Genomic DNA, 25,835 nt, shown 5'->3' with positions numbered 1-25,835 from the left:
CTTCGAGGCGGGCACGAGCCTCGGCCCGTGGCGCGCGAAGGGGGTCCCCGGCTACGGCGTCTACCCCTACGTGATCAACAACGAGCAGCTCATCGGCATGCACGGCAACAACGAGCGGATCTACGTCGAGGCGCTGCGGCAGGGGACGGACTTCATGTACGAGGTGTGGGCGGGCTTCCGCACGAACAGGGAGTGAGCCACCGGGGCGCTCCTCGTCTCCAGCGACCGCCGCTCAGGAGCGCTGCGGCAACGCGTGCGGGCGAGGGCCGTTGGCCTGCAAGGGTGCGCACACGATCAGGACGCGGGTGCCGGGCTCCAGGTCCGTGAGCGTGTGCTCGACCCGAGCATCGAAGTGGACGGCGTCGCCCGTCCGCAGTTCGAGGACCTCCTCCCCGAGGGACACCCGCACGGCGCCTGAGAGGACGTACACGATCTCCTCGTCCTCGTGCGAGCTCGGGCGGTGCTCCGTCCCGTCGATGGTCAGCTCGACTGCGTGGAGTCCCTGGACCTCTGGCAGGCCGGTCAGCACGGTGAAGGGCCCGTCCGGCCCCGGCCGGGAGACTCGCTCCGCCGTGGTGGTCACGTGGTGACGTGTACCGGCGTGCTCGCCCAGCAGGGTGCCGACGCTCGTGCCGTAGAGGCGCGCGAGCTGCATGAGGATCCCCACCGACGGCTGGCGCTTGCCGGACTCCAGCCGGGACAGGTGCGTCACCGACAGGCCGATGCTGTCCGAGACGTCCTGCAGGGTCATGCGGCATCCCTGGCGGGCGCGCCTGAGCAGGGGTCCGGAGATCTCCGCAGCAGAGTCCTCGACTGACATGACCTCACATTATCCGGCAGCAGCGAGCGTCGATAGCACGGCACGAGATTGCCTGAGTGGTTGACAGAGTTTGCCTTTGAGGCAAAACTCGTCATGTTCCATTCCCTTCGACACAGGAGTCGACATGACGACCGAGGCGAACGCACCCGCCCTTGACCTGGAGGACCTGCCCAACGGCCGTGCGACGGTCGCCGAGGAGCGAGAGCACCGCAAGCAGATGCTGGCGGTCACCTTGCGGCTCTTCGCCCGGCTGGGCTTCGATGAAGGGGTCGCCGGCCACGTCACCGTGCGGGACCCGGAGTTCCCCGGCCGCTTCTGGGTCAACCCCTACGCGGTCCACTTCTCCCGGATGAAGGTCAGCGACCTGCTCCTCATCGACGAGCAGGGCAAGGTCGCCGAGGGGGAGCGGCGCACGAACAAGGCCGCTTTCTCCATCCATTCCACGATCCACGAGGCGCGGCCGGACGTCGTCGCCATCGCGCACACGCACTCCGTCCACGGGCGGGCCTGGGCAGCGATGGGGCGCGAGCTGGACCCGATCATCCAGGAGTCCTGCGCCTTCTACGACGACCATGTCGTCTTCGACAAGTACAACGGCCTCGTCCTGGACCGGGAGGAGGGCCAGCAGATCGCCCAGCAGATGGGCAACCGCCGTGCCGCGATCCTCCAGCACCACGGGTTGCTGACCACCGGCCGCTCGGTCGAGGAGGCTGCCTGGTGGTTCATGACCATGGACAAGGCGTGCCACATGCAGCTGCTCGCGGAGGCCGCGGGACAGCCGAAGATCATGAGCCCGGAGCAGGCCGAGCTGGCCCACCGCCAGTTCAGCAACCCGAACATGGCCAAGCACAGCTTCAAGCTGCAGGCCGACATCATCCTCGACGAAGAGCCGGACGTCCTGGGCTGACCGCCCAGCGACCGGGAGCAGCCCATGAGTGCAATGACGCACACAGCAGACGCCCGGACGGTTCGCAAGGCCGTCTTCGCCAGCACCGTCGGATCGGTCATCGAATGGTTCGACTTCATGCTCTACGGAGCAGCAGCCGCACTCGTCTTCCCGGCGCTGTTCTTCCCCAACAGCAGTCCGGTCACCGGGGTGCTGCTGGCCTTCTCCACGTACTTCGTCGGCTTCCTGGCCAGACCCCTCGGTGCGGCGATCTTCGGCCACCTCGGGGACCGGGTCGGCCGCAAGAAGGCCCTGATGTGGACCATCACCCTCATGGGGGTCGGCACTGTCGGTATCGGACTGGTCCCGACCTATGCGGTGGTCGGTGCCTTCGGGCCGATCCTCCTCGTGGCGCTGCGCACCCTGCAGGGCATCGGGGTCGGCGGTGAGTGGGGCGGCGCGGTGCTGCTGGCCATGGAGTCCGGACGCAAGGGTGGTGAGGGCTTCCGCGGCAGCTTCCCGCAGGCTGCCGGCACGATCGGCATCGGGGGCGCGAACCTGGCCTTCATGGCGGTGAGCATGCTGCTCAGCCCGGAGGCCTTCATGACCTGGGGCTGGCGGGTGCCCTTCCTCTTCAGCTTCGTGCTCATCTTGCTCGCGTTGTGGATCCGCTCCTCCCTGCCGGAGACGACCGCCTTCGCCAAGGCCAAGGAGTCCGGCGACGTGAGCAAGGCGCCGGTGCTGGAGGTGCTGCGAGACAACCCGGTACAGGTCCTCCTGGCGGCTCTCCTGAAGAGCGCGGAGATGATCCCCGTCTACATCTTCATCACCTTCATCCTCTCCTACGGGACGGGTGAGCACGACTATGACCGCACGACGCTGCTGCTCATGGTCTCGATGGCCGCCTTCCTCTCCGCCGGGCTCATGCTCGTGGCCGGACGGGTCTCGGACCGGCTCGGGCACGAACGGGTATACTCCATCGGTGCCGTCGCGATGGCGGTCTTCGCCTTCGTCTACTTCGTGATGGTCGAGAGCGGGTCGATCGCGTTGACCTCGGTGGCGATCCTGCTCTCCCTGGTGCCGTATGCCCTGATGTTCGCGCCCGAGCCGATCGTCATCGCCAAGGTCTTCCCGACGCGGACGAGGTACAGCGGGTCCTCGCTCGGCTTCAACCTGGCCGGGATCATCGGGGGCGGCCCCGCCCCCTTCGTCGCGACCTGGCTGGCCACGAGACACGGGGGTTACGCGGTGGCCTGCTACATCGCCGTCTTCGGCATCATCGGGGTTCTCGTGGCACGGACGCTGCAGCGCTCGGCGGGGCGCAAGGGGGAGGCCGAGGCTCTCGACCTGCCTCCCACGGTCGAGGTGAGCACGCCGTGACGGCGGGATTCATGGGGTTGATCGGACTCGGGAGCATCACCCCGATCCCCGGCACATCGCCGCACCCCGACTCGTGGGACTTCGCGACCCGATCGAACCCGGTGCACCACCCCGACCTGACCCGGTTGGCGTTGGGTGCGGACGAGTCCCTGTACCCGGCCGTGCTCGCGGCGGCACAGGAGCTGGTGGGCCAGGGGGCGACCTCCGTCCTGACCACGTGCGGGTACTTCACCCCGTATCAGGACCGGTTGTCCGCCGAGCTGCCGGTGCCGGTGGTGACCTCCAGTCTCATGCTGCTGCCCTGGCTGGAGCGGGTGACCTCGGGAGCGATCCTGGTCCTCGCGGCCGATGCGAAGGGGGTCGATGACCGGTGCCTGGCCGCAGCCGGCATCAGTGCTCCCGAGCGGGTGGTGGTCGTGGGCATGTCCGGGCCGGGCCCCTTCCGGGACCAGGTGCTGGAGCGGGGCACGCTCGATGACCCCGACGCCATCCGGGCGCAGGCGGTCGACACCGTCCGTGGTGCCGTGGCCGATCGGCCGGACATCGGCGCGATCTGCCTGGAGTGCGGGGACATGACGATCGTGTCCGAGACGGTCCGGGAGGCGTTCGGGCTGCCCGTGGCGGACTACCTGACTGCCGGTCGGATGCTGCAGCAGATCGCGGGTCCCCCGAACGGAGGTCAGGACTGACCGAACGGACGATCCCACCGGCCCGGTGACCGGCATATCTTCAGCTCGAAGCGTTCGTCACGACAGCTGTGGAGGGTTCGGATGAGGTCATCGGGTCGAGGGGTCGCGCTGCTGGGGGCGCTCGCGCTGGCGGTGCTGCCGGCGTGCAGCCCGGAGGAGTCCGGGCAACCGGCGTCGGAGGCGAGCGCCCCCGTGAGTTCGGCCGCGAAGGGGGACGGTCGGGCCGGCGCCATGACCGGCTCGGCCGACGACGAGGCGTCCAAGAAGGAGTCCAACGGGGCCGGTGCGAAGGACGAGCACGGGGACGGCCCGTCGAAGAAGGCCGGGCAGGCCACCAAGAAGCGCTCCGCCGAGGGCGGTGCCAAGAAGCACGAGCGCCGGTCCACGCTGCACCGCGTGATCCGCGTCGTCGACGGCGACACCGTCGTCGTCGACATCGACGGCGGGGAGAAGATCCGGGTCATCGGGATCGACACCCCGGAGACCGTCGACCCGAACTCGCCCGTCGAGTGCGGCGGGCCCGAGGCCTCGGCGGCCGCGGAGTCGCTCCTCGAGGGCAAGAGCGTCCGGGTGGTGCACGACGCGAGCCAGGGCACGCGCGACAAGTACGGCCGGATGCTGGCCTATCTCGACCTGCCGGGCGGCACCGACTTCGGGGAGGCCATGCTGCGCGCCGGCCACGCGGAGGAGTACACCTACGACACCGCGTACGAGCGCCAGGGCACCTACCTCGAGGCGGAGGAGTCGGCGCGCGGTGCCGGGCAGGGCGTCTGGGGCGGCTGCAGCCAGGAGCCGGAGCCCGCGAGCGAGCCGACCGCCGAGCCGGAGCCGCAGCCGGCACCCGAGCCCAGCACCCCGGAACCGCCAGCCGAGCCGGCAGCTCCGCCCGCGCCCGGCCCCGCGGACGCGGCGTCGGCCCCCGGGCCGGGCTGGACCAACGACAGCCTCACCCCCGGGTACACCGGGTGCCGGAAGGGCTACCCGGGCGGACGGATCGCAGGCGTCTACTGGTGGAAGCCCATCTCCTGCTGATTCGTCCCGGTGCCCACGAGGGGACGTGGCCACCCCGACACAGTGTCCGAAGGGGGAGGGTCCGGTTGCGATTCCCCGTCCGATGACGAGGGGTCCGGGACGTTCCTAGTGTCGAGGTCATGAGCCAGACATCCCACGACGACGTGGTCATCATCGGCGCCGGTATCGGCGGACTCGCCCTCGCGCTCGCCCTGCGGCAGCGCGGGACCGAGGCGACGGTCATCGAGCGCACCTCCGAGCTGCGCGAGGTCGGCGCCGCGGTCGGCCTATCGGCGAATGCCGTGAAGTTGCTGCGCGAGTACGGCGTCGAGGACGCCCTGGCGAAGGTCTCCTGGGCGCCGACCGATCTGATCTTCCGCAACGGGCGCACGGGCGAGACCCTCGGCCGCACCCCGGTGGGGCTGACCTACCGGGAACGCTTCGGGGCCGACTGGTGGGGCCTGCACCGGGCCGACCTGCAGAAGGTGCTCTCCGAGGCGGTCGGCATGGACCGGATCCTCCTCTCGCGCAACGTCACCGGTCTTCGGGAGGAGGGGGACCACGTCGCCGTCGAGATGGCCGACGGTTCCCGGGTCACCGCGCGAGTCGTCGTCGGGGCCGACGGTGCGCGCTCGACCGTGCGGCGCTGGATGCTCGGGCACGACGACGCCGTCTACTCGGGTCGCAGCGGCTTCCGCGGGATCATCCGCACCGAGGACCTGACCGAGCTGCCCGATCCCCATGCCCTTCAGTTCTGGGTGGGGCCGACCGGGCACCTGCTCCACTACGCGATGGGCGGGGACGGCAGCCACGTGAACTTCCTCGCCGTCTCCCGCGAGCCGCAGGAGTGGACCGAGCAGGGATGGGTGGTGCCGGTGGAGGACTCGGCGAAGCTGGCCCCCTTCGCCGGCTGGCACCCGGCGGTGACCCAGATGCTCGAGGCGGTGGAGGTGACCCAGCAGTGGGCGCTCATGCGCCGCCCCCCGATCCGGACCTGGCACCGGGGCCGGGTCGTGCTGCTCGGGGATGCCGCACACGCCTTCGTGCCGCACCACGGCCAGGGGGCCAACCAGTCGATCGAGGACACCTGGGCGCTGGCCGAGGAGCTGGCGGCGGTGCACGGTCGGGACCCGGAGCCGGCCTTCGAGGCCTACACCGCCCGGCGCCGGGCGCGCACCCGGGCGGTGGCCTTCGCCTCGGCGCAGGTCGCGGAGGTCCTGCACCTGCCGGACGGGCCGCAGGCGCAGGCGCGGGACGCCCTCATGGGGACCCAGCAGTGGTTCGAGGACCGCTTGGCCTGGGTCCACGCCTACGACCCGAGGGTCGACACCGGGATCCGTCCGGGCAGCCTCGCGCCCGTCAGTCGCTGAGCAGCCCGGCGAGGCGGGCCACCCGCAGCCCGGTGTGCAGGTCACGGCGCACGGCACCGTCGGCCAGGTCGACCGCGGTGGTCGTGCGGATGCGGGCCAGTCGGTAGTAGAGCGTCGAGCGGTGGATCCGCAGCGCGGTCGCGGTCGCCCGGCCGTCGCCTCCGCAGTCGAGGTAGGTCAGCAACGTCGGGACGTCCACGTCGTGATGGTCGCTCGCGAGCAGGCGCGTGACGGGCGCCGGCAGGTCCGCCCGGGTGAGGTCCTCCAGCGGCAGGCGCAGCAGCAGCTTGTCGACGCCGAACCCCTCCCAGGTGCTCACCCGCGGGTGGGTACCTGGGTCCAGGCACGCTGCGCGCCAGGCGATCTCGGCCTGCTCGTAGGACGTGGCCGCGGTGACCAGCCCGTCGGTGAGGCCGCCGATGCCCGCGCGCACCTCGGCGAGACCGGGCGCCTGCAGGACTCGGTCGAGCCGGTCCTGCACGACCGGGCGGGGGAAGACGAGCACCCCGAGGTCGCCCACGACGCCGCCGACGACGGTGGCGGTGGTCGTGCGGACGACGAAGTCGAGGGTCGTCTCGACCGCCCGTCTCGCCAGCCACCCGTCATCGCGCAGCTCCGGCGGTGGGGCGACGACGGTGACGCAGTACTGCTCGGCCGGGCCGACGAGCCCCTCGTCGACGAGCGCCGTTGCGGCGGCGGAGCGTTCGGTGTCCGCGACGGCGGGGGAGAGCAGCGTGGTGAGCAGCTCGTCGGCACGCGCGCTCGCCCGTTCGGCATCGCGGGAGCGCAGCGCGAGCAGCACGCCGAGCCGGGCGGCCCCCTCGCGCAGGACGGCCCGGTCCGGGGGCGGGGCCCCCTTCGCCTGCACGTGCAGGAGGTGGCCGACGAGGTGGCGTTCGTCTCGCAGGGGCACCATCTGCCACCGGGTGCCGTCCGCGGCGGTGCGGACGGTGGGTTCGTTGCGACCCGCCGGCGGGGCGGGCCAGGTGTCGCTGTGGGCGAGCAGGTGGGAGAGGCGGGCCCGGTCCTGCTCGCTCTCGTGGATCGAGTAGGCGACCACCCGCAGTGCCTCGTCGAGCACGACCAGTCGCTGCTGGAGGTCCTCCGAGAGGTCCTGCAGCGCGTCGTCGAGGCTGGTGCCGGGGCGCACGGGATCAGCCCGCGGTCGGGCCGTCCTCGAGCTCGTCGCGGGTCGGCACGTAGTAGAGGCTGCCGGTCACGGCGGTGGAGAAGTCGTGGATCCGGTCGTGGTTGCCGGGCGGGTCGCCGATGAACATGTTGCGCAGCATCGTCTCGGTGACGTCGGGATCCTTGGCGTAGCCGATGAAGTAGGTGCCCATCTCCTGGGACTGCAGCGAGCCGAAGGGCATGGTGTCCCGGACGATCTCGCGGTCGTTGCCGTCCTCGTCCTCGATGTCGTTGAGGGCGACGTGGGAGTTGCTCGGCTTCTCGTCCTCGGAAAGCTCGATGTCGGTGAGCTTGCGCCGGCCGATGACCCGCTCCTGCTCCTCGGTCGAGAGCTCCTCCCAGGCGGTGAGGTCGTGCAGGTACTTCTGCACGATGACGTAGCTGCCGCCGGCGTGGGCGGGGTCCTCCTCGCCGATGAGTGCCGCGGCGATCGCGTCGTCGCCCTCGGGGTTCTCGGTCCCGTCGACGAAGCCGAGGAGGTCGCGCACGTTGAAGGAGCGGAAGCCGTGCACCTCGTCCACGACAGTCGCGGCCTCGCCCAGCGCGCCCACGAACCGCTGGGCCAGGGCGAAGCACAGGTCCATCCGGTCCGCACGCAGGTGCAGCAGCAGGTCGCCGGGGGTGGCGACGGCGGTGTGCTCGGCCCCCTCGATCGCCTCGAAGGGGTGCAGGTGCATCGGCCGCGGCACGTCGTACATGCGGTCCCACAGGTGGGCGCCGACGCCGACGACGAGGTCCAGGCCGCCCTCCGGGAAGCCGAAGGCCACCGACCGGGTGAGCATCCCGGCGTCGCCGAGCACGTCGCGGACGGCCTCCTCGCCCCCTTCGGCCACGGTCAGGACGAGGAAGATGCCCGCCTTCGGCGGTGGGGTGACGATGTGCTGGGTGGTCGGTGCGGGTGGCTGGGGCATCTGTCTCCTCGGGCAAAGGGGTGCGCCGGCGACCACGTTATCCGGGCGGCGCGTCCCCCGAGGTGGCGGTCCGGGGGCCCCGAGGCCTCAGACCGCCAGGCCCTCGACCGGCCCCTCGGTGTTGGGCCGCCAGCCGAGGGCGGGGGCGACGTGCTCGGCGAAGGCCGAGAGGATGTGCAGGTTGTAGTCCGCACCGAGCTGGCTGGGGATGGTGAGCATGAGGGTGTCGGCTGCCTCGATGGCGGGGTCGGCCCGCAGCTGCTCGATGAGGACGTCCGGCTCGGCCGCATAGGTCTTGCCGAAGGTCGAGCGCAGCCCGTCGATGACCCCGACCTGGTCCTGTGAGGCCTGGCCGCGCAGCCCGAAGAACTGCCGGTCCAGGTCGCTGACGATCGGGAAGATGCTCCGGGAGATCGAGACCCGCGGGCTCCAGGCATGCCCGGCCTCGCGCCATGCGGCCCGGTAGCGGTCGATCTGCTCGCGCTGCAGCTCCCCGAGGGACGCTCCGGTGGCCTCGGTGAGCAGCGTCGAGCTCATGAGGTTCACGCCCTGGCGGGCGGTCCACTCGGCGCTCTCCCGTCCACCGGCGCCCCACCAGATGCGCTGTGCCAGACCGGGGGAGTGCGGCTCGATGCGCAGCCGGCCGGCCGCACCCTGGGTCGGGTCGGCCTCGACCATCGTCTCCCCGCGGACCCCGGCCATGAACTGCTCGAAGTGCCCGTAGGCGATGTCGGCCCCGCGGGGGTCGCTCGACCCGGTGTAGCTGAAGGCCTCCCAGCCGCGTTGCGCCGGCTCCGGTGAACCCCGGCTGACGCCGAGTGCGACCCGACCGTCGGCGATGAGGTCGAGGGCGGCGGCGTTCTCGGCGAGGTGGAGCGGGTTCTCGTAGCGCATATCGTGGTTACAACACTCGTCCACGTAAGCTTGGTTGCATGGTCGAACTGGTAGCGCTGAGGAAGACGAACGAGGTGGCGGCCTACGTCCGCGCCTCCATGGACCGCAAGGGCGACCGCTGGACGGTCGATACGCAACTGAGGAAGATCAGGGCACTGGCCGAGGCCAAGGACTGGACCGTGGTCGAGGTCTACGAGGACAACGCGGTGTCGGCGACGAAGAAGCGTCGAGCTGGTACCCGCTGGGCCGAGATGCTGGACGACGCCCGAGCAGGTCGGTTCTCGATGGTCGTCGCCGTGGACATGGACCGACTGCTGCGGAGCACGAAGGACCTCAACACGCTGATCGACCTCGGCCTGCGCGTCGTCACAGTGGACGGCGAGATCGATCTCTCGACAGCAGATGGAGAGTTTCGGGCGACGATGCTCGCAGCACTCGCCCGGTTCGAGGCACGGCGGAAGGCGGAGCGGCAGATCAGGTCGAACGAGCGCCGACGTGCCGAGGGCATCCCCGCGTCCACATGGAAGGCGTTCGGCTGGACGAGGGAGGGCGAAGTGATCGAGGAGGAGGCCGCCGCCGTCCGGCGGGCCTTCGACGCGTTCCTCGGCGAGCCATCGCTGTCGATCCGGCGCATCCGAGAGGACCTGAACAACGCCGGTCATCTCACCGCGCGCGGGTCCGAGTTCTCCGTCGATGCCGTGCGGTACCTGCTGGCGAACTCGCTCTACGCTGGCTTCATCCGCCACTACAAGACCGGCGAGCTGTACCCGGTGCAGGGCGAGGCGTTCCCGCCCATCGTCGGCGAGCAGACGTGGCGGGCCGCGGTGGCGAAGCTGGAGGACAACGTGCGGAGGTCGGCGAGGCAGGGCAATCAGCCGAAGTACCTCCTGTCCACGATCGGCCTCTGTGGGAAGTGCGGCGCGACGCTCGTCTCGGGGACAAATAGCCGCAAGCAGCCGACGTACCGCTGTGGCGAGCAGTTCCACCTCACCCGCCAGCGCGAGCCCGTCGATGCGATGGTCACCGAGGCGGTGCTCACGCGCCTGTCGTCCGTGGACGTGCACGACCTCGTGATGCCGCAGGAGGACGACGGGCCGGATCGCGAGGAACTGCTGACCGAGCGGAACGCCCTGGTCGAGCGTGTGAAAGAGCTGAGCCCGCTGCTGCGCGACATCCATCAGCCGGTCCTGGAGATCACCGCGGCGATCAACGACGTGAAGGCCCGCATCGATGAGATCGACACGGAGCTGCTGGACCGCTCGGTGTCGGTGGCGGCGAAGCTGCTGGCGGGCGTGGAGGAGGCGGTCGGCACCGCGGAGCGTCGTGAGGTCGTCGAGTCGAAGTGGAAGGCGTTGGACATGGACCGTCGCCGGATGCTCGTGGACGAGCTGGTGACGGTGACCATCGAGCCCATAATGCCGGGTCACGTGAAGTTCGACCCCGATCTCGTGCGGATCGAGCCGAGAAGCGACTGACTCATGACTCGACTCGTCATTGCACTGGTGAGTCGAGTCATGGGAGAATGGTTGCAGACAAGAAGATCCCACCCGGGCCGCGACTTAGAAGCGCGGGGTTCTGCTCCCGGATGAGTAGCCGGTCAAACAGCCCAATTACCGTGGCGGGGAACCGGAAGATACTCATGTCTGAGGACTTCCGATGTCTGTCGTTATCGACGTCCCCCGCGCATCCGCGCTCGACCACCCTCGCCTCGATCAGGGCTCCACTCCTTCGCCGCAGGCAGACGGCCACGATCCCGTCATCGCCGCCGCCCGTGCCGCTGGCCGCCGAGCCGGTGAGCGCCTGGCACTCACTCCGCTGACCCCGCGCCAGCGCGCCGCCGTTGCCTCTGTGATGGGTGGTGGTCGCTGATGAGCGCGAACTCCGCCGCCTTCGATCACCTGACCGGCTTCCGCTGGCGTCAGGGCGACCCGTCCCTCGCCGACGCCGAGGCCCAGCTCTACGACCTCGGCGTGCTCCGCTCCGTACTGGAGGAGGCGGTCGAGATCGCCGTCGCCGACGCCCGCGCCGACGGGGTGACCTGGGCCAGGATCGGCGACGCGCTCGGCGTCACGCATCAGGCTGTCATCAAGCGCTACGGCCGGGGCGGTGGTCGCTGATGTACGCCGACGCACGCAACCTCAGCACCGCTCCCACCGACCTGACCCCGCCCGGAGGGCCTGGCCTGGCACCCGCCGAAGGCGGGCTGCCCGTCGTCGTGATGACTGCCCGTAGCCGTGCTTCGCACTCCAAGAGTTACGAGACCCTCATTCGTTCCTACGGGCGCGGCAAGGGCTTGTCGATTGCCGCGCCATGCAACAACGTGCCTGGTCAGCAGCCGGTTCCGCCCTCGCTCCGTCGCGTGGCCTCGTGGGATCATTTTGGGTCTCATTTGGGGGTCAATAGGGGGTCATTTAGGCGCCGCACTCCCTCTGAGACCCTCCGCGCCGCCCGCGGCGGGGGTGGTCGCCGTGGCTAAGCAGGAGAACAACCCGACGAGCATCGGGCTCACGCAATACCTCGATCCGTCGTACTGGGCCTGGGCTGCCGAGGACCCGAACGGGGCCGCGCTGCTCCAGCAGGGTGCCGAGGCGATCCTCGCCTACGTGGTGCAGCGGCTCGAGGCCACCGGCTGCGAGGTCGTCGAGGCCTACGGCATCGTGCACGACAAGGACGAGCGCGAGGTCTGGAGCGACACGGAGAAGGCCCTGGTGGTCGAACTGAAGCCCGAGCACCTGCACGCCGTGATCAAGTTCGCCAGCCGTGCGAAGAGTGCGCCGCTGGATCGGCTCGCGTTCGGCATCGGTGTCGAGCCTCAGTACGTCGAGAAGCCTGGCCGCGGGCGGTACGCCTTCGACAACATGCTGTCGTATCTGACGCACGTGAAGTACGCGGACAAGCACCAGTACGCGCCTTCGGAGGTTGCCACGGTGCGCGGGCCTGAGTATCTCGGGATCGACGCCCAGCGCCGGGAGACGTGGCTGAAGGGCCGCGCCCACGTGAAGAAGAAGGTCGTCGCCGAGAACTTCGAGGACATGCGGGAGCGCGTGCTCCAGGGTGAGATCACGCGGGATCAGATCATGCTCACGGACGAGCTGTTCGACATCTACTCGCGGCATCAGCGGGAGATCGACGACGCGCTGTCGGCCTACGGCCAGCGTCGCGCATACCGGGCAGCGGCGAAGCTCCGCGCCGGTGAGTTCTCGACGCACGTGGTGTTCGTCCATGGGGATGCCGGGATCGGTAAGACCCGGTTCGCCACGGACTTCATCACCGAGGCGATCAACGCGGCGAACGCGCACGGCGAACGGTGGCAGGTCTACCGGGCTGCGACGGGGAACCCGCTTGATGACTGGCGAGGCGAGGAGGTGCTGCTGCTGGACGATCTGCGGGCCTCGGCGATGGATGCGAACGACTGGCTGCTGCTGCTTGATCCGTACAACGCCTCGCCTGCGAAGGCTCGGTACAAGAACAAGGGCGAGGTGGCCCCGCGGCTCATCGTCATCACGGCGACGATCGAGCCTGTCGAGTTCTTCTACTACGCCCGCCAGAAGGGCAACGTGGACGAGGCGCTGGACCAGTTCATCCGCCGCTTGGCCTCGGTCGTGAAGGTCTATCGTGCCGACGACATCAATCGTTACCTCGTGCAGCACATCGGGAAGATCGAGCCCTACGAGTGGCACCAGTGCAGCATCCCGACCGCCGCACACACGCCCGGCATGTACGGCAACGCGTATCACCAGAACGTCGGGTCGCGGGAACTGACCTACGGTCCGGAGACCTCGGCGGAACATGACGCGGAGGGCGCGGTTGCTGAGCTGCTGGGCGGGCTCGCGGTGCGGAGCCCTGACGTGCCGCTGGCGCTGATCGGAGGTGCCGCATGAGCACCGAACGCGATGCGCTCTTCCAGGGGGTCGAGGGGGCCGGAGGCCCCTCGCAAGCAGCCGGGGAGGACATGAGCGCCAGCGAAATGTCCGACACGGCTACTGCTTGCCACTCTGGCGTACAGGTGGAGCAGCAGACCGACTCCCAGGTGAACACCGGTCGGACTGATGCGGAGGCTGTGCGGCAGAGTCACGGCGGCGCGAAGCGTCGTGGGGGCCGCGCGAAGCTCGATACCGACTTCGGAGAGGAGACGCTCATGGCGCTTCGCACTCGTGCGAAGCGGCTCGGGCTGGCTCCGAGCACGTGGGTGCGGACCGTCGTGCGCGATGCGCTCCATGCCTCTCGGAGCGAGGAGCTGGACGCCGCCGTGGCCGCGCACCTGCTCGGGGTCGAGGAGCGCGTGCAGGCGTCTGCTGATGCTCGGGAGCTGGCCGCCCAGGTGCGCCCGCTCGCGATCAACGTCAACGACCTGGACCGCCGTGCTCGCGCGGGTGAGCCGGTGGCGCTGTCGGCGGAGGTGCCCGAGCTGATCGAGCTGCTGCGCGAGGTCCGCGCGCTGCTCGGGGATCGGGCGGCCTCATGAGCACGACGCATTACAGTCCGAGCGCCAGCGCCGCCGACACCGAGCGCTACATCCGTGGCAAGGAGGACGAGCGGGGCGTCGCGATCACGTGCGACGTGCCGGGAGGCCCCGGCGCGTTCTCGGCGCGCGCTCGGGCGCTCACGCAGAACACGACGCGCGAGGTCGAGGCGCTGCACTACCGCCAGTCGTTCAGCGACGAGGAGTTCGACCCGAAGAACCCCGAACACGTGCAGCGGGTGAACGATCTGGGCTACCAGCTCGCGAAGAAGATGCACCCGGATTCCGACTGCCTCATCGTCAGTCATGTGGATGGGCGGGGAAAGAAGCCGCACAACCATATTTTGGTCCTCAATCACAACAACCGCACGGGAAAGGCGCTCTCGGACTACCGCACGTTCCACGACCGCAAGGCCGGGAATCAGAAAGGCGTGCAGTCGGCGAACGACGAGCTGATGCGCGATCACGGCCTCTCGGTCGTGAAGCGTCTGGAGCACGCGCCGAAGGACTGGGAGCTGCGCCGCGAGGACTTCGCCGAGGGATCGCTCAACCGCGAGATGGGCGACCGGATGAGCGCTGCCCTGACCGATCCCCGCGCGGTGGACAAGGCCGGTCTCGAAGCGGTGATCGACGAGCAGAACCAGCAGCTCGGCGATGACGGGGAGAGGGTGCCGCGGATGCGGCTGCACAGCCCCGTCAGCAAGAAGGGCAAGCGCGCCGGGCAGGAGACCTGGACGCTCTACATCGAGGACCGCCGCGGCGAGTCCGGGCGCGCCGAGCGCCGCAAGCGCGCGAGCGCACTCTCGGCGGACTTCACCCCGGAGGGCGCGCAGGCGTTCTTCGACTACCACCAGCAGCAGAAGGAGCAGGAACATGAGCGCAGCACTCGACAGGCTGAAGCAGCAGAACGGGCCCGTGCAGTCGCCGCCGCCGCTCGGCAGTCCGGAGACGATGGAGCTGTTGACCTCGATCCTCGCCGCCGTCGAGGCGCAGAATACGAGGATCGCCACGCTGGCCGAGCAGCAGAAGAAGCTCGCGGGGTTCGTGAAGGTCATGGACGAGGAGACGACGAGGCGGCTGGAGCGGATCACGGCCCCGGCGTCGACCTCCTCGCCCTCCAGCGACGTGTCCGCGAGGATCGCGAGTATCGAGAGCAGGCAGAACGAGATCGCGAGCACGCTCGGCGAGTTCGCGCAGAGTCTCAACGGCGAGAGCTTGAACGCCGCGTCGCGGAGCTTGGTCGCGGAGGCGCAGAAGAATCGCGCGGCTACGGCCTCGGCGATTGAGGGGCTCAAGGCGCAGGCCGCGGCGAACCAGAAGCTCTTGAGCCAGGTCGGCGGCGCGGTGCAGCGGATCGAGAAGCGCACCGAGGAACGGGTCGAGAAGGCCGTCGAGCAGGTCGCCGGGGAGGCTTCGACCACGATGACCGCGAACCTCGATGCGTCGAACGAACGGGCCGAGCGGATCATCGCGGCGACGGCGAAGCTGGAAGCGCGTCAGCTCTGGTCGGCGGCCGCGGCGATGTGCCTCGCCCTCCTGCCGGTGGTCGTGGTCGTCGCCGGGCTTTGGATGGGTATCGCCGGGCTCATCACCGGCGCTCAGTGGGCGCTGGACGTGGACGGGAGCGTGTGGCTCGGCATCGGGCGGTGGCTCGCGGTCGGCGCTGGCCTTGCCGGGTCCGGCTACGGGCTCTTCGCGTCCGTCCGGTGGGCCGCCGGTCTCGTGGAGACGTGGAAGGGTCGCGGGATGCCTACGTGGCCGAGCTGGCGCAAGAGGTGACCGTGATTCCCGAGGGCAAGCGCGCGGAGCGCGTGCGGCAGCCCTGCAACTGGACGATAGGTCAGCACACACTGTATAGTTCAGTGCATGCTGACTATTGCTTCGCGCCTCGACGTCATGAACCGGCTGGGCCGGGCCATGGCGGACCCGACGCGCTCCAAGATACTGATGTCCCTGCTCGACGGCCCGAGCCACCCCGCCGTGCTCTCGCGCGAGTTGGGGCTGACGCGGTCGAACGTGTCGAACCACCTAACCTGCCTGCGCGACTGCGGGATCGTGGTCGCCGAGCCCGAGGGCCGCCAGACCCGCTACGAGATCGCCGACCCACACCTGGCCGCGGCGCTGACGGCGCTGGTGGACGTGACGCTGGCGGTGGACGAGAGCGCGCCGTGCATCGACCCGCACTGCTCGGTGCCCGGTTGCTGCGCCGCGACAGGCTCGGAGGACGCTTCGTGAGCGCGGCCTGCGGCTGCGACGAGCCGGCCGCCAGCGCCGCCGAGGAGGTGGAGGAGGAGGCCGAGCGCCCGTGGTGGCGCGACCCGGGCCTGGTGGTGCCGATCCTCTCCGGCGTCGCGTTCGGCATCGGCCTGTTGCTGGAGTGGTTGGGGCTGCACGTCGCGGCGCTGGTCGCGTTCTGGGCGGGCCTGCTGCTGGGCGCGTACACGTTCGCGCCCGGCGCGCTGCGGAACCTGTTCGTCAAGCGGAAGCTGGGGATCGCGCTGCTGATGACGATCAGCGCCGTCGGCGCGGTCATCCTCGGCTACGTCGAAGAGGCCGCCGCGCTGGCGTTCCTGTACTCGATCGCCGAGGCCCTGGAAGACAAGGCGATGGACCGCGCCCGCGGCGGCCTGCGCGCGCTACTCAAGCTCGTGCCGGAGACCGCCACCGTGCTGCGCGACGGTGCCTCGGTCGAGATCCCGGCGAAGGAGATCGCCGTCGGCGACGTGCTGCTGGTCCGCCCGGGCGAGCGGGTCGCGACCGACGGCCTGGTCCGCGTTGGCCGCTCCAGTCTGGACACGTCGGCGATCACCGGCGAGTCGATCCCGGTCGAGGTCGCGCCCGATGATGCAGTGTCGGCGGGCGCGATCAACACCGCCGGAGTCCTGGAGGTCGAGGCGACCGCGGCGGGCACCGACAACTCGCTGACCACCATTGTGGAGCTGGTCGAGCAGGCCCAGGCCGAGAAGGGCGACCGGGCCCGCATCGCCGACCGGATCGCCCGCCCGCTGGTGCCCGGCGTGATGGTCCTCGCCGTCCTTGTCGGCGTGCTCGGCTCGCTGCTCGGCGACCCCGAGACCTGGATCACCCGCGCCCTGGTCGTCCTCGTCGCCGCCAGCCCGTGCGCGCTGGCGATCGCGGTGCCAGTCACCGTGGTCTCCGCGATCGGCGCGGCGACGAAGTTCGGCGTCGTCATCAAGAGCGGTGCCGCCTTCGAGCGCCTCGGCGGCATCCGCCACCTCGCCGTCGACAAGACCGGCACCCTGACCCGCAACCGGCCCGAGGTCACCGCCGTCGTCGCCGCCGACGGGTTCGACGACGCCCAGGTGCTCGCCTGGGCAGCGGCCGTGGAGCAGCACTCGACGCACCCGCTCGCCGCCGCCATCGCCGCCGCGGGCCAAGGAGCGCCCGCCGCGCAGGACGTGACGGAGGAGGCCGGGCACGGCATTGGCGGCATGGTGGACGGCCGCCGGGTGACGGTGGGCAGCCCCCGCTGGATCGACGCGGGGCCGCTCAAGGCCCGGGTCGAGGACCTGGAGGCCGAGGGCCAGACTTGCGTGCTCGTGGCCGTCGACGGCGAACTGGCCGGGGCGATCGGCGTCCGCGACGAGCTGCGCCCCGAGGTCCCCGAGGTCGTGCGCACGCTGCGGGCCCAGGGCGTCGAGGTGAGCATGCTCACCGGCGACAACGCCCGCACCGCGCACGCGCTCGCGCAGCTCGCTGGGATCGGCGACGTGCACGCCGAGCTGCGGCCCGAGGACAAGGCCCGCATCGTCGCCCAGCTCTCTAAGGCCTCGCCAACGGCGATGATCGGCGACGGCATCAACGACGCCCCCGCCCTGGCCGGTGCGACCGTGGGCATCGCGATGGGCGCGACCGGATCCGACGCCGCGATCGAGTCCGCCGACGTCGCCTTCACCGGTCACGACCTCGGCCTGATCCCGCAGGCTCTGCGGCACGCCCGCCGAGGCCGGGCGATCATGAACCAGAACATCGTGCTGTCCCTGGCGATCATCACCGTGCTGCTGCCGCTGGCCATCACCGGCGTGCTCGGCCTGGCCGCAGTCGTCCTCGTCCACGAAGTCGCCGAGGTCGTCGTCATCGCCAACGGGCTGCGCGCCGCGCGTGCCCGCAAGAGCCAAGCGGCGGCTGCGTCGCCTGAGACGGCGTCACCGGCCGCGGTCCGCGCGGACAGAGCCTGAGAGGAGTGGATCGTGGAGATCACGTTGCAGTACTTCGACGGGTGCCCGAACTGGGAGGTGCTCGACCGGCGGCTCACCGAGGCCCTCGACGGCCGATCGGACGTCCGCGTCGTGCATCAGCGAGTCGAGACTGCCGAGGACGCCGCCCGCCTCGGGTTCCACGGGTCCCCGACCGTCCTCATTGACGGCTCCGACCCCTTCGCCGACGAGCACACGCCGGTGGGGCTCGCCTGTCGAGTGTTCCGCACTCCTGCCGGGCTGGCTGGTTCGCCCACCGTCGATCAGCTGCGCGAAGTACTCGATGCGCCTCTATGAGGGTGGAGCACCGCCGGGTTGCGCGATCATCGCACCGACGCTCAGCGCAGGAAGAGCCGCCTTCATCGAAAACCAGCCAGGATTGCCGTCAACGTTGTGCTGTAGAGCGCGCCGACGCTGACAACAAGTGCTACAACCCAGGCATGCGCTAGCGCATGTCGATGACGCCGGTGCCGACCTCGATGTTGCGGGTGCGGGCGGCGATCGCGGCCAGCAGCGGCATGGGGGAGGCGGACTGCCGCGCGAAGTGGTGCACCCGGAAGTAGGCACCGTTGACCCCGATCTGGTCCGCGCCGACGCCGATCTCGACGGCATCGCGCATCGCTTGCCGGGCGTCGGGGTCACCCAGACCCTTGCCGTGGCCGTAGTGCCCGAAGCTGAGGAATCCGAAGGCGCGCATGTCCCGTGCAACTGATTGTTTGGTCAACCAATTCCCGAGGGTTGCGCCATTGACAAGCCCGGAGGGGGCGTCGACGCTGTAGCGCACGCAACCAGGGGGGGAGCGCGACGATGCGCCGACTCGTCATCACCGAGAACATCACGCTCGACGGCGTGATCGACAACGACGGCACGTGGTTCGACCCGGGCGACGAGTCCGAGGCGGGGCGTGAGCTGGCCGCGGTCACGCGTGAGCACGCAGCCGCCTCCGACGGGTTCCTCGTCGGGCGGGTCACCTTCGAGGAGATGCGAGGCTTCTGGCCCCGCCGGGTCGATGACACGACGGGCGTCACCGACCACCTGAACCGGGTGGAGAAGTACGTCGTCTCCCGCGACATGAAGGACCCCGAGTGGGAGGGCACCGCGATCCTGCGCGGCGGTGACCGGCTCGAGACAGAGATCCGATCGCTGCAGAGTCGCGAAGGCAAGGACATCGTCCTCACCGGCAGCGTCTCGCTCGCCCGGGCCCTGCTGGACCTCAGGGTGGTCGACGAGCTGCGGCTCTGGGTCTACCCCGTGGTCGTCGGCGCTGGCCGGCAGCTCTTCATCGACGGGCACGAGCTGCGCGACCTCACCCTGCTCGAGAGTCGCTCGTTCACCAATGGAGTGGTGCTTCTGCGGTACGCGCGGGATTGAGCATGCGAACCCTGCTGTTCAGTGCCCGGCGAAGGGGGAGTGAGCCGCCGATGGCGGTCCCTGCCGTGGCAACCTTCATCGGGGAACCATGCGCCGTCGTGAGCGCCAGGGCACCTGCTGGGTGGTCTACCTCGACCGTCCCGCGGGGCCCGTAGCTGAAGGATCGTGGCTGAAGTAGTGCATCTCGTGGTCGTCGACGACGAGGAAGGCCCGGTCGTTAGCGCTGCTTCGGCTTGTTGGCCGCTGCCACGACGCATGCGGAGGACCTGCAGCAACCCGGCCAGGTGAGCCCCCCCAAGATCCGGGAGACGAACGAAGGCAATCAGAACTGATCTACGGTGGCTGGCGAAGGGAAGGGGATGACATGGGGAAGTTGAGCATCGGGCCGGCTGTGCTCTTGGCGGGGACGTTGGCGCTGACTGCGTGCGGGGGGACGGGCTCGGATCAGGACTCCGATGCCGGGGGCAGTTCGAGCACGGTCTCGGCTGAGTCGTCCCCAACCGAGTCGACGCCCTCAGCCGAGTCGACGTCTTCGTCGCCCACCTCCAGCAAGTCCACGTCCACCACGTCCACGCCGTCCGAGACCCAGTCGTCGAGTTCGTCGTCGAAGGACTCCAAGGGCATCAGGTCCGTGGATTTCGCTGACGTCGACTGGGCTCACCCTGCGAATCCTGGCGAGACGTTCTCCGTTCAGGACTCGCGAGGCATGGATGTCGGTGTGGTTCAGGGGGAACCCCAGTACATGGACATTGACGGTGATGGTCACGCTGACGCGATCGTTCGGGTGAGACAGGGGGCGGGGAATGGCTTCCTCGACTCACGGAGTGTCTGGCTGTGGGATCCGGGGGCTGAAGAAGCGAAGCAGGTCTTGCCCGCCCTCACGCTCGAGGCGCGCTGCGACGACATGACGACCGATATCGAGGCCGTCGGTGCAGGCAAACTCGTCGTCACCCGGAAGATGAGGGAAGGGGAAGCCTGCGCCGTGACGCCCACCAAGACCGCGAAGTTCACCATGGAGATTGAAGACGGTTTCGCCTGGCAAACGGACCCCTTCGTCTCCGCACTGCGCTGTCCCGCTTCACCTGGCCGTGAGCTGCACTTCCGAGGGCCCGATCTGGGCAACCACGGGCTCAAGCCATGGCCGGATGAGAGCGCACCCGACATGGTCACGGCTGAGGACGTCGCGGCATTCGACACCAATGGCGAGACACAGGGCCTTCCCGCAGGGTGGACCCAGCAGTCGTTCATCTCGAAGACGAACAGTGCCGACGGGGAGTCACAGTGCGGCTATCTGGGCTGAGGCTCGGAGGACCTGACGTTCGGAGAATGCCGGGGCCCTGACCGGTCACCACTCGGGCGGCGCTGTCTGCCGGGGGAGAGATTTATTCGTCGATGCACTATTCCTCAGATGTGGGGCGCGGAGGCCGGAGTGACTCACGGCGGGCAACGTGCCCTTTCGTGAGGTCAGCGACCGACAGACAGCTCGATCATCTGCGGGCTGGAGGAGCAGCAGGCGTCGTCGGCTGGCGCGGGGGCGTCGCAGCTGCCGCCGAGGTCGGTGGTGCACACGCCGGTCTCGGGCAGTTCGAGGTGGACCGCGTCTGCTGCTTCACGGTCGCCGGCAAGGGCTGCCGCGATGGAGCGGACCTGCTCGTAGCCGGTGGCCATGAGGAAGGTGGGGGCGCGGCCGTAGCTCTTCATGCCGACGATGTAGAAGTTCTTCTCCGGGTGGGAGAGGACGCGTTCCCCGTGGGGCTCGACGGATCCGCAGGAGTGGAACTCAGGGTCGATGAGCGGTCCCAGCTGTGCGGGGGCTTCGACCGCCGGGTCCAGGTCCAGACGGAGCTCGGAGAGCATCCCGAGCTCGGGGCGGAACCCGGTGGCCGGCACCAGTACATCGACGCTCACCTCTCGCTCCCCGTCCGGGGTCACCGCATGAACGGTCAACGAGTCCTCGAGGCTGAAGCGAGTGATGGTGAACGAGGTGAGGACCTCGATGCGCCTGGAGTCGACCAACTTGCGCAGCCGGGAGCCGAGTGCCCCGCGCGCTGCGAGCTCGTCCTGCTCACCGCCGCCGTAGACGCGAGAGAGGTCAGCGGTGCGGACGGCCCAGATGATCGTGGTGGCAGCGTCCAGTTCTGCGAGGTCCAGCAGGGTGTTGGCGGCCGAGTGGCCGGCACCCGTCACCATGACTCGCTTGCCGGCGACGCGCTCGCGATCACGGCCGTGCACGTCGGGCAGCGGTGGCGTGATGCGACCAGCGGCGAGGGCCTGTCGTTCACCGGGAGCGAGGAGCCCAGCCTGGCCCAGCGGGCTGGGAGTGGACCAGGTGCCGGACGCATCGATGACAGCAGAGGCGAGGATGTCTTCGCTGTGCCCGTCGGTGGTCTCGATCCGGACGAGGAAGGGGGTTTCCTCGCGGCGGGCGGTGCGGGTCTTGTCGATGCCGGCGCGGGAGACGGCGGTGACACGTGCGTCGTAGCGGATCGACTCGGCGAGCTGAGGCAGCTGCGCGAGGGGCTCGAGGTACTGCTCGCCCAGTTCGTGACCGGTCGGCAGAGCCTCGGCGTTGGGGGCGGTCCAGCCGCTGGCTTCGAGGAGGCGCTGTGCGGCGGTGTCGAGGTTGTACTGCCACGGGGAGAACAGCCGGGTGTGCCCCCAGCTGGTGATCGCCGCTCCGGCTGCGGGCCCGGCCTCGAGGACGATGAAAGGAAGGTCGCGCTCGTAGAGGTGGGCGGCGGCGGCCAGACCGATGGGTCCGGCACCGATGATGACCGCGGGGTGCGAGGTCGTGGAGGTGGTGAGCATGGGATCTCCTCGGTGCTTGGTGGTCAGTTCGGGGACTGGGTGAGTTCGGTCAGGAGCGCGCGGACGTGGGCGTCGATGTCATCGCGCACCAGGCGCATGCGTTCCATCCCGTCGATGCCGCGCTTCGAGGGTTCATCGGTGTACCAGGTGGTCACCGGAGCGGTCATGCCTTCGACGGGTTCGATGACAGCTTCACCGCCGATGACGACCACCTGATCGACGCCGCGCAGGAGATCCGGAGTCACCAGCTGCGGAACAGCGGAGGACATGTCCGCACCGATCTCGGCGATCGCCTCGGAGGACTGGGCGTTGATCGCGCTGCCGGGCCAGGTGCCAGCGGAGTGGACCTCGACGGCGTCTCCGGCGTGGTGGCGCATGAGGGCCGCGGCCATCTGGGACTTGCCGCCGTTCTTCACGCACACGAACAGGACTGCGGGGCGCTTCGTGGTCATCGCGAGTTGTTCCTTCTGCTGGGTCATCGGGTGGGGACAGTGGGGTCGCCGGGGAACATGCGGCGGCCCATTGCGAGGGCGACGTAGACGAGGGCGACGAGGACGGGGACCTCGATTAGGGGGCCGACGACGCCGGCGAGGGCCTGACCGGAGGTGACGCCGAAGGTGCCGATTGCGACGGCGATGGCGAGTTCGAAGTTGTTGCCCGACGCGGTGAAGGCGACGGTCGTGGACTTCGCGTAGTTCAACCCGATCGCGCGCCCGAGCAGGAATGCGCCGAGGAACATGACGACGAAGTAGACCAGCAGCGGCAGGGCGATGCGGGCCACGTCCCCCGGTGCGGAGAGGATTGCGTCGCCCTGGAGGGAGAACAGCAGCACGATCGTGAACAGCAGGCCGTACAGGGCCCACGGGCCGATCTTCGGGAGGAAGCGCTCCTCGTACCAGGTACGGCCCTTCGCTCGCTCCCCGACCACGCGCGTGAGGAACCCTGCGACCAGGGGGATCCCGAGGAAGATCAGCACGCTGAGGACGATCGCGCCGATCGAGAACTCTGCCGACGTGGTCGGCAGCCCCAGCCACGAGGGGAGCGCCTGGAGGTAGAACCAGCCCAGGGCGCCGAAGGCGATGACCTGGAAGACGGAGTTGATGGCGACCAGGACCGCGGCGGCCTCGCGATCCCCGCAGGCGAGGTCGTTCCAGATGAGGACCATGGCGATGCAGCGCGCGAGCCCGACGATGATCAGGCCGGTGCGGTACTCCGGGAGGTCGGCCAGGAAGATCCACGCCAGGGCGAACATCAGGGCCGGGCCGATCAGCCAGTTCAGTGCCAGCGAAGAGATCAGCAGGCGCTTGTCCGCGCCGATGCGGCGGGTCTCGTCGTAGCGGACCTTCGCGAGGACCGGATACATCATCACCAGCAGCCCGATCGCGATAGGCAGGGAGACGGAGCCGATCTTCACCGCTTCCAGAGCGGTGTTCAGGCCGGGGATGAACCGTCCCAGCAGGAGCCCTACGACCATTGCGGCCAGGATCCATACCGGCAGCCAGCGATCCAGGAAGGACATCTCCTTCATCACGCGTGGCTGCTCCACGTTTTTGGTGGTCGTACTCATCAGTGTTCGGCACCTTCCATCGACGGATATCGATGCGAACGCTATGCTGTACATCGATGACTGTCAATGTAAGGTGAGGGCATGACCACGACGACCCAGACTGTTGCTGCCGGGATCAAGGAGAGCACCGCGTCCGACGAGTGCTGCACGCTGTCCGCTGGGCCCGTCGACAGCGTCGACGCCGAGAGGATCGCCTCACTGCTCAAGGCGCTCTCCGATCCGACGCGCCTCCGGCTCCTCTCCCACGTCGCCACCCAGGGCTGCGATTCAGTCTGTGCGTGCGACCTCACCGAGCCGCTCGGGATCAGCCAGCCGACCGTCAGCCACCACATGAAGAAGCTCGTCGACGCCGGCCTGCTCACGCGCGAGCAGAAGGGTCGCTGGGCCCACTACTCCGTCGTTCCGTCGGCCTTCGCCGAACTCCGCGCCTTCCTCGATATCGCCTGATTCCCTACTGCCTGCTTTGGAGATCCTCGTGACCGCACGTCCCAGTGTCCTGTTCGTCTGTGTCCACAACGCCGGCCGCTCCCAGATGGCGGCGGGATGGCTGCGTGAGCTCGCCGGTGACCGCATCGAGGTGCGTTCCGCCGGTTCCGCGCCCGCCGACTCGATCAACCCCGCGGCGGTAGAGGCGATGGCCGAGGTCGGCATCGACATCTCCCACCAGAATCCGAAGATCCTCACCCCCGAGTCCGTCCAGGCCTCCGACGTAGTCATCACCATGGGCTGCGGGGATGCCTGCCCGTTCTACCCCGGCAAGCGGTACGAGGACTGGAAGCTCGCAGACCCGGCCGGCAAAGGAGTCGTAGAGGTTCGCCCCGTGCGCGATGAGATCCGCGCACGCATCGAGGAACTCATTACCAGCCTCCTCCCGCAGGACGCCCCGACCGCCCCGGCTCAGAACTGAGGGGTCAAGATGACATCGCAGCGTGAGACCCCTTCGCTCCTGAGCGCCGAGCACGTCCTCCACAGCATCGCCGAGGACCTCTCCCGCCGCTTCACCGGAGTGTTCGCCGCCGAAACGGTCGACCGATACGTCTTCGAGTCCTACACCGCCCTGGCTCGCACCTCCAAGATCACCTCACACCTGCCCTCACTCACCGAGCGCTTCGCTCGAGACCGATTGACCGCGCTCGCCCAGTCCAAGGGCGCCGCCCCGCACGATGTCCCCGAAGTGCTGCTGGTGTGCGTCCAGAACGCAGGCCGCTCCCAGATGGCCGCCGCACTGCTGGATCACCACGCTGCCGGTCGAGTGCACGTCCGCTCCGCCGGCTCCGCACCCAGCGACGCACTGCACCCACGCGCCGTGGAAGTCATGAGAGAGATCGGGATCGATCTGGCCTCGGCTTTCCCCAAGCCCCTCACCGATGATGTCGTTCGCGCGGCCGACGTCGTCATCACCATGGGTTGCGGTGACGCCTGCCCCATCTACCCCGGCAAACGCTACGAAGACTGGGACCTCCGCGATCCAGCAGACAGCACACTCGAGCAGGCACGCGAAGTCCGCGACGAAATCGACGCCCGCGTCCGCCACCTACTGACCGAAATTCTTCCTGCATCCACAACGCCCCACTGACTGACGCGCGGAGAAACTTAGCGCCACAATTCCCTGGTTGCCGGGGGCGGCGGGACTGCTGCACCGACAGGTGACATCTGATCTGTGGCGTCGAGGGGCGCTGCTGGAAGGATGTACACCGTGCCCAAGCCCTACCCCAAAGAGTTCCGCGACGATGTCGTGCGCATCGCCAGGAATCGTGAGCCGGGTCAGCAGCTGAAGCAGATCGCTGCCGACTTCGGGATCAGCGAGTCCTGCCTGACCAACTGGCTCAAACGCGCTGACGTCGAGGAGGGTCACAAGCCCGGCGCGACCGTGGCTCAGAACAGTGAGCTGCGGGATGCCAAGAAGAGGATCCGCCTGCTGGAGCAGGAGAACGAGGTCCTGCGCCGGGCGGCGGCGTATCTGTCGCAGGCGAACCTGCCGGGAAAATGATGTACCCGCTCGTTCGTGAGCTGGCCGTCGACGGGATCCCCGTGACGGTGGCGTGTCGGGTCCTGAAGATCACTCGTGCGCCCTACTACCGGTGGCTGGCTCGTCCGGTGACTGACGCCGAGCTGGACTGGGCGTACCGCGCGAACGCGCTGTTCGACGCGCACCGCGATGATCCGGAGTTCGGGTACCGGTACCTGTTCGAGGAGGCCGTCGAGGCTGGGCAGGCGATGTGCCAGCGGACCGCGTGGCGGATCTGCTCGCAGCAGGGCTT

The 25,835-nt window shown here is 69.2% G+C and carries 28 protein-coding genes and 3 pseudogenes; 22 read left to right on the top strand and 9 right to left on the bottom strand.

Annotation, left to right across the window (positions count from 1 at the left end; all coding sequences use genetic code 11):
- Positions 1-196 (top strand): annotated as a pseudogene (locus tag JCO01S_RS15955) (M20/M25/M40 family metallo-hydrolase); the annotation flags it as partial.
- 36 nt (positions 197-232) lie between these two features.
- Here the strand turns inward: JCO01S_RS15955 and JCO01S_RS12405 are convergent.
- Positions 233-820, bottom strand: coding sequence for a helix-turn-helix domain-containing protein (locus tag JCO01S_RS12405; RefSeq protein ID WP_084342891.1), 588 nt, complete (start codon positions 818-820; stop codon positions 233-235).
- A gap of 124 nt (positions 821-944) precedes the next feature.
- On the opposite strand from JCO01S_RS12405, the gene JCO01S_RS12400 reads away from it, so the two are divergent.
- From JCO01S_RS12400 to JCO01S_RS12380, 5 genes are all read left to right on the top strand, one after another.
- Complete coding sequence (locus JCO01S_RS12400; RefSeq protein ID WP_068256134.1) at positions 945-1,727, top strand: class II aldolase/adducin family protein; 783 nt, start codon at positions 945-947, stop codon at positions 1,725-1,727.
- A 33-nt stretch (positions 1,728-1,760) separates the two neighbouring features.
- A complete protein-coding gene (locus JCO01S_RS12395; RefSeq protein WP_068256132.1) occupies positions 1,761-3,086 on the top strand; it encodes an MFS transporter in 1,326 nt (441 codons plus the stop codon).
- Positions 3,083-3,775: an aspartate/glutamate racemase family protein gene (locus JCO01S_RS12390; protein WP_157074604.1), complete on the top strand. Its 693-nt coding sequence runs from the start codon at positions 3,083-3,085 to the stop codon at positions 3,773-3,775. The genes JCO01S_RS12395 and JCO01S_RS12390 overlap by 4 nt, the downstream gene beginning before the upstream one ends.
- An 81-nt stretch (positions 3,776-3,856) precedes the next feature.
- Positions 3,857-4,807: a thermonuclease family protein gene (locus tag JCO01S_RS12385; RefSeq protein ID WP_068256126.1), complete on the top strand. Its 951-nt coding sequence runs from the start codon at positions 3,857-3,859 to the stop codon at positions 4,805-4,807.
- 119 nt (positions 4,808-4,926) lie between these two features.
- Entirely contained in the window at positions 4,927-6,156 is a 1,230-nt protein-coding gene (locus JCO01S_RS12380) for an FAD-dependent monooxygenase (protein WP_068256123.1), read from the top strand.
- Here JCO01S_RS12380 and JCO01S_RS12375 read toward each other — a convergent pair.
- The 3 genes from JCO01S_RS12375 to JCO01S_RS12365 all read right to left on the bottom strand — a co-directional run bounded on the left by JCO01S_RS12375 (position 6,146) and on the right by JCO01S_RS12365 (position 9,149).
- On the bottom strand, positions 6,146-7,306 hold the full coding sequence (locus JCO01S_RS12375; RefSeq protein ID WP_068256121.1) for a PucR family transcriptional regulator: 1,161 nt from the start codon (positions 7,304-7,306) through the stop codon (positions 6,146-6,148). The genes JCO01S_RS12380 and JCO01S_RS12375 overlap by 11 nt on opposite strands.
- Before the next feature lie 4 nt (positions 7,307-7,310).
- A complete protein-coding gene (locus tag JCO01S_RS12370; protein ID WP_068256118.1) occupies positions 7,311-8,255 on the bottom strand; it encodes a Dyp-type peroxidase in 945 nt (314 codons plus the stop codon).
- A gap of 87 nt (positions 8,256-8,342) precedes the next feature.
- Positions 8,343-9,149, bottom strand: coding sequence for an LLM class flavin-dependent oxidoreductase (locus tag JCO01S_RS12365; protein WP_068256115.1), 807 nt, complete (start codon positions 9,147-9,149; stop codon positions 8,343-8,345).
- Positions 9,150-9,187: 38 nt separating this feature from the next.
- Here JCO01S_RS12365 and JCO01S_RS12360 point away from each other — a divergent pair, with 38 nt between their 5' ends.
- From JCO01S_RS12360 to JCO01S_RS12325, 9 genes and pseudogenes are all read left to right on the top strand, one after another.
- A complete protein-coding gene (locus JCO01S_RS12360) occupies positions 9,188-10,624 on the top strand; it encodes a recombinase family protein (protein WP_068256110.1) in 1,437 nt (478 codons plus the stop codon).
- A 393-nt stretch (positions 10,625-11,017) separates the two neighbouring features.
- A complete protein-coding gene (locus JCO01S_RS12355; protein ID WP_007321353.1) occupies positions 11,018-11,266 on the top strand; it encodes a hypothetical protein in 249 nt (82 codons plus the stop codon).
- Between the two features lie 342 nt (positions 11,267-11,608).
- Complete coding sequence (locus JCO01S_RS12350) at positions 11,609-13,030, top strand: Rep family protein (protein WP_068256108.1); 1,422 nt, start codon at positions 11,609-11,611, stop codon at positions 13,028-13,030.
- A 257-nt stretch (positions 13,031-13,287) separates the two neighbouring features.
- Positions 13,288-13,614 carry a hypothetical protein gene (locus JCO01S_RS16505; RefSeq protein WP_245634434.1) on the top strand — a complete coding sequence of 109 codons (327 nt, stop codon included), beginning with the start codon at positions 13,288-13,290 and terminating at the stop codon, positions 13,612-13,614.
- A pseudogene (locus tag JCO01S_RS16500) lies at positions 13,611-14,072 on the top strand (relaxase/mobilization nuclease domain-containing protein); the annotation flags it as partial. The gene JCO01S_RS16505 and the pseudogene JCO01S_RS16500, both read left to right, overlap by 4 nt.
- Positions 14,073-14,484: 412 nt before the next feature.
- On the top strand, positions 14,485-15,390 hold the full coding sequence (locus JCO01S_RS16495; RefSeq protein ID WP_040521891.1) for a hypothetical protein: 906 nt from the start codon (positions 14,485-14,487) through the stop codon (positions 15,388-15,390).
- A gap of 87 nt (positions 15,391-15,477) precedes the next feature.
- Entirely contained in the window at positions 15,478-15,846 is a 369-nt protein-coding gene (gene cmtR / locus JCO01S_RS12335) for a Cd(II)/Pb(II)-sensing metalloregulatory transcriptional regulator CmtR (protein WP_007321358.1), read from the top strand.
- The gene (locus JCO01S_RS12330; RefSeq protein WP_068256101.1) at positions 15,843-17,810 is read left to right on the top strand and encodes a heavy metal translocating P-type ATPase; all 1,968 of its coding nucleotides are present in this window, start codon (positions 15,843-15,845) and stop codon (positions 17,808-17,810) included. Before cmtR ends, JCO01S_RS12330 begins: the two co-directional genes overlap by 4 nt.
- 12 nt (positions 17,811-17,822) lie before the next feature.
- The gene (locus JCO01S_RS12325) at positions 17,823-18,125 is read left to right on the top strand and encodes a hypothetical protein (RefSeq protein ID WP_007321360.1); all 303 of its coding nucleotides are present in this window, start codon (positions 17,823-17,825) and stop codon (positions 18,123-18,125) included.
- A gap of 148 nt (positions 18,126-18,273) precedes the next feature.
- On the opposite strand, the gene JCO01S_RS12320 is transcribed toward JCO01S_RS12325, so the two are convergent.
- Positions 18,274-18,525: an LLM class flavin-dependent oxidoreductase gene (locus JCO01S_RS12320; RefSeq protein ID WP_068256098.1), complete on the bottom strand. Its 252-nt coding sequence runs from the start codon at positions 18,523-18,525 to the stop codon at positions 18,274-18,276.
- A 110-nt stretch (positions 18,526-18,635) separates the two neighbouring features.
- Between JCO01S_RS12320 and JCO01S_RS12315 the strand changes: the two genes are divergently transcribed.
- Positions 18,636-19,199 carry a dihydrofolate reductase family protein gene (locus JCO01S_RS12315; RefSeq protein ID WP_068256095.1) on the top strand — a complete coding sequence of 188 codons (564 nt, stop codon included), beginning with the start codon at positions 18,636-18,638 and terminating at the stop codon, positions 19,197-19,199.
- Positions 19,200-19,643: 444 nt separating this feature from the next.
- Here JCO01S_RS12315 and JCO01S_RS12310 read toward each other — a convergent pair whose 3' ends face one another.
- Complete coding sequence (locus JCO01S_RS12310) at positions 19,644-19,817, bottom strand: hypothetical protein (protein WP_157074603.1); 174 nt, start codon at positions 19,815-19,817, stop codon at positions 19,644-19,646.
- A gap of 13 nt (positions 19,818-19,830) precedes the next feature.
- On the opposite strand from JCO01S_RS12310, the gene JCO01S_RS12305 reads away from it, so the two are divergent.
- Positions 19,831-20,499, top strand: a complete 669-nt coding sequence (locus JCO01S_RS12305; protein WP_068256089.1) for a hypothetical protein — start codon at positions 19,831-19,833, stop codon at positions 20,497-20,499.
- Positions 20,500-20,663: 164 nt separating this feature from the next.
- On the opposite strand, the gene JCO01S_RS12300 is transcribed toward JCO01S_RS12305, so the two are convergent.
- Genes JCO01S_RS12300 through arsB form a run of 3 tightly spaced genes read right to left on the bottom strand, consistent with a single transcriptional unit; the run spans position 20,664 to position 23,574 of the window.
- Entirely contained in the window at positions 20,664-22,007 is a 1,344-nt protein-coding gene (locus JCO01S_RS12300) for an FAD-dependent oxidoreductase (protein WP_068256086.1), read from the bottom strand.
- A gap of 23 nt (positions 22,008-22,030) precedes the next feature.
- Complete coding sequence (locus tag JCO01S_RS12295; RefSeq protein WP_068256084.1) at positions 22,031-22,459, bottom strand: arsenate-mycothiol transferase ArsC; 429 nt, start codon at positions 22,457-22,459, stop codon at positions 22,031-22,033.
- Between the two features lie 23 nt (positions 22,460-22,482).
- Positions 22,483-23,574 carry an ACR3 family arsenite efflux transporter gene (gene arsB, locus JCO01S_RS12290; RefSeq protein ID WP_068256081.1) on the bottom strand — a complete coding sequence of 364 codons (1,092 nt, stop codon included), beginning with the start codon at positions 23,572-23,574 and terminating at the stop codon, positions 22,483-22,485.
- 81 nt (positions 23,575-23,655) lie between these two features.
- On the opposite strand from arsB, the gene JCO01S_RS12285 reads away from it, so the two are divergent.
- From JCO01S_RS12285 to JCO01S_RS16030, 5 genes and pseudogenes are all read left to right on the top strand, one after another.
- Positions 23,656-24,021 (top strand): ArsR/SmtB family transcription factor, encoded by a 366-nt coding sequence (locus JCO01S_RS12285; RefSeq protein ID WP_068256078.1) that lies wholly within the window; start codon positions 23,656-23,658, stop codon positions 24,019-24,021.
- Positions 24,022-24,043: 22 nt separating this feature from the next.
- Positions 24,044-24,481: an arsenate reductase ArsC gene (locus JCO01S_RS12280; protein WP_439645701.1), complete on the top strand. Its 438-nt coding sequence runs from the start codon at positions 24,044-24,046 to the stop codon at positions 24,479-24,481.
- A gap of 9 nt (positions 24,482-24,490) precedes the next feature.
- Positions 24,491-25,150, top strand: coding sequence for an arsenate reductase ArsC (locus tag JCO01S_RS12275; protein WP_068256075.1), 660 nt, complete (start codon positions 24,491-24,493; stop codon positions 25,148-25,150).
- A gap of 120 nt (positions 25,151-25,270) precedes the next feature.
- Positions 25,271-25,564, top strand: a complete 294-nt coding sequence (locus tag JCO01S_RS12270; protein ID WP_068256072.1) for a transposase — start codon at positions 25,271-25,273, stop codon at positions 25,562-25,564.
- A pseudogene (locus JCO01S_RS16030) lies at positions 25,561-25,835 on the top strand (IS3 family transposase); the annotation flags it as partial. The gene JCO01S_RS12270 and the pseudogene JCO01S_RS16030, both read left to right, overlap by 4 nt.

It is taken from the genome of Janibacter corallicola NBRC 107790 (assembly GCF_001570965.1).
Classification (GTDB): Bacteria; Actinomycetota; Actinomycetes; order Actinomycetales; family Dermatophilaceae; genus Janibacter; species Janibacter corallicola.
This window is presented reverse-complemented; position numbering and strand designations above follow the sequence as displayed.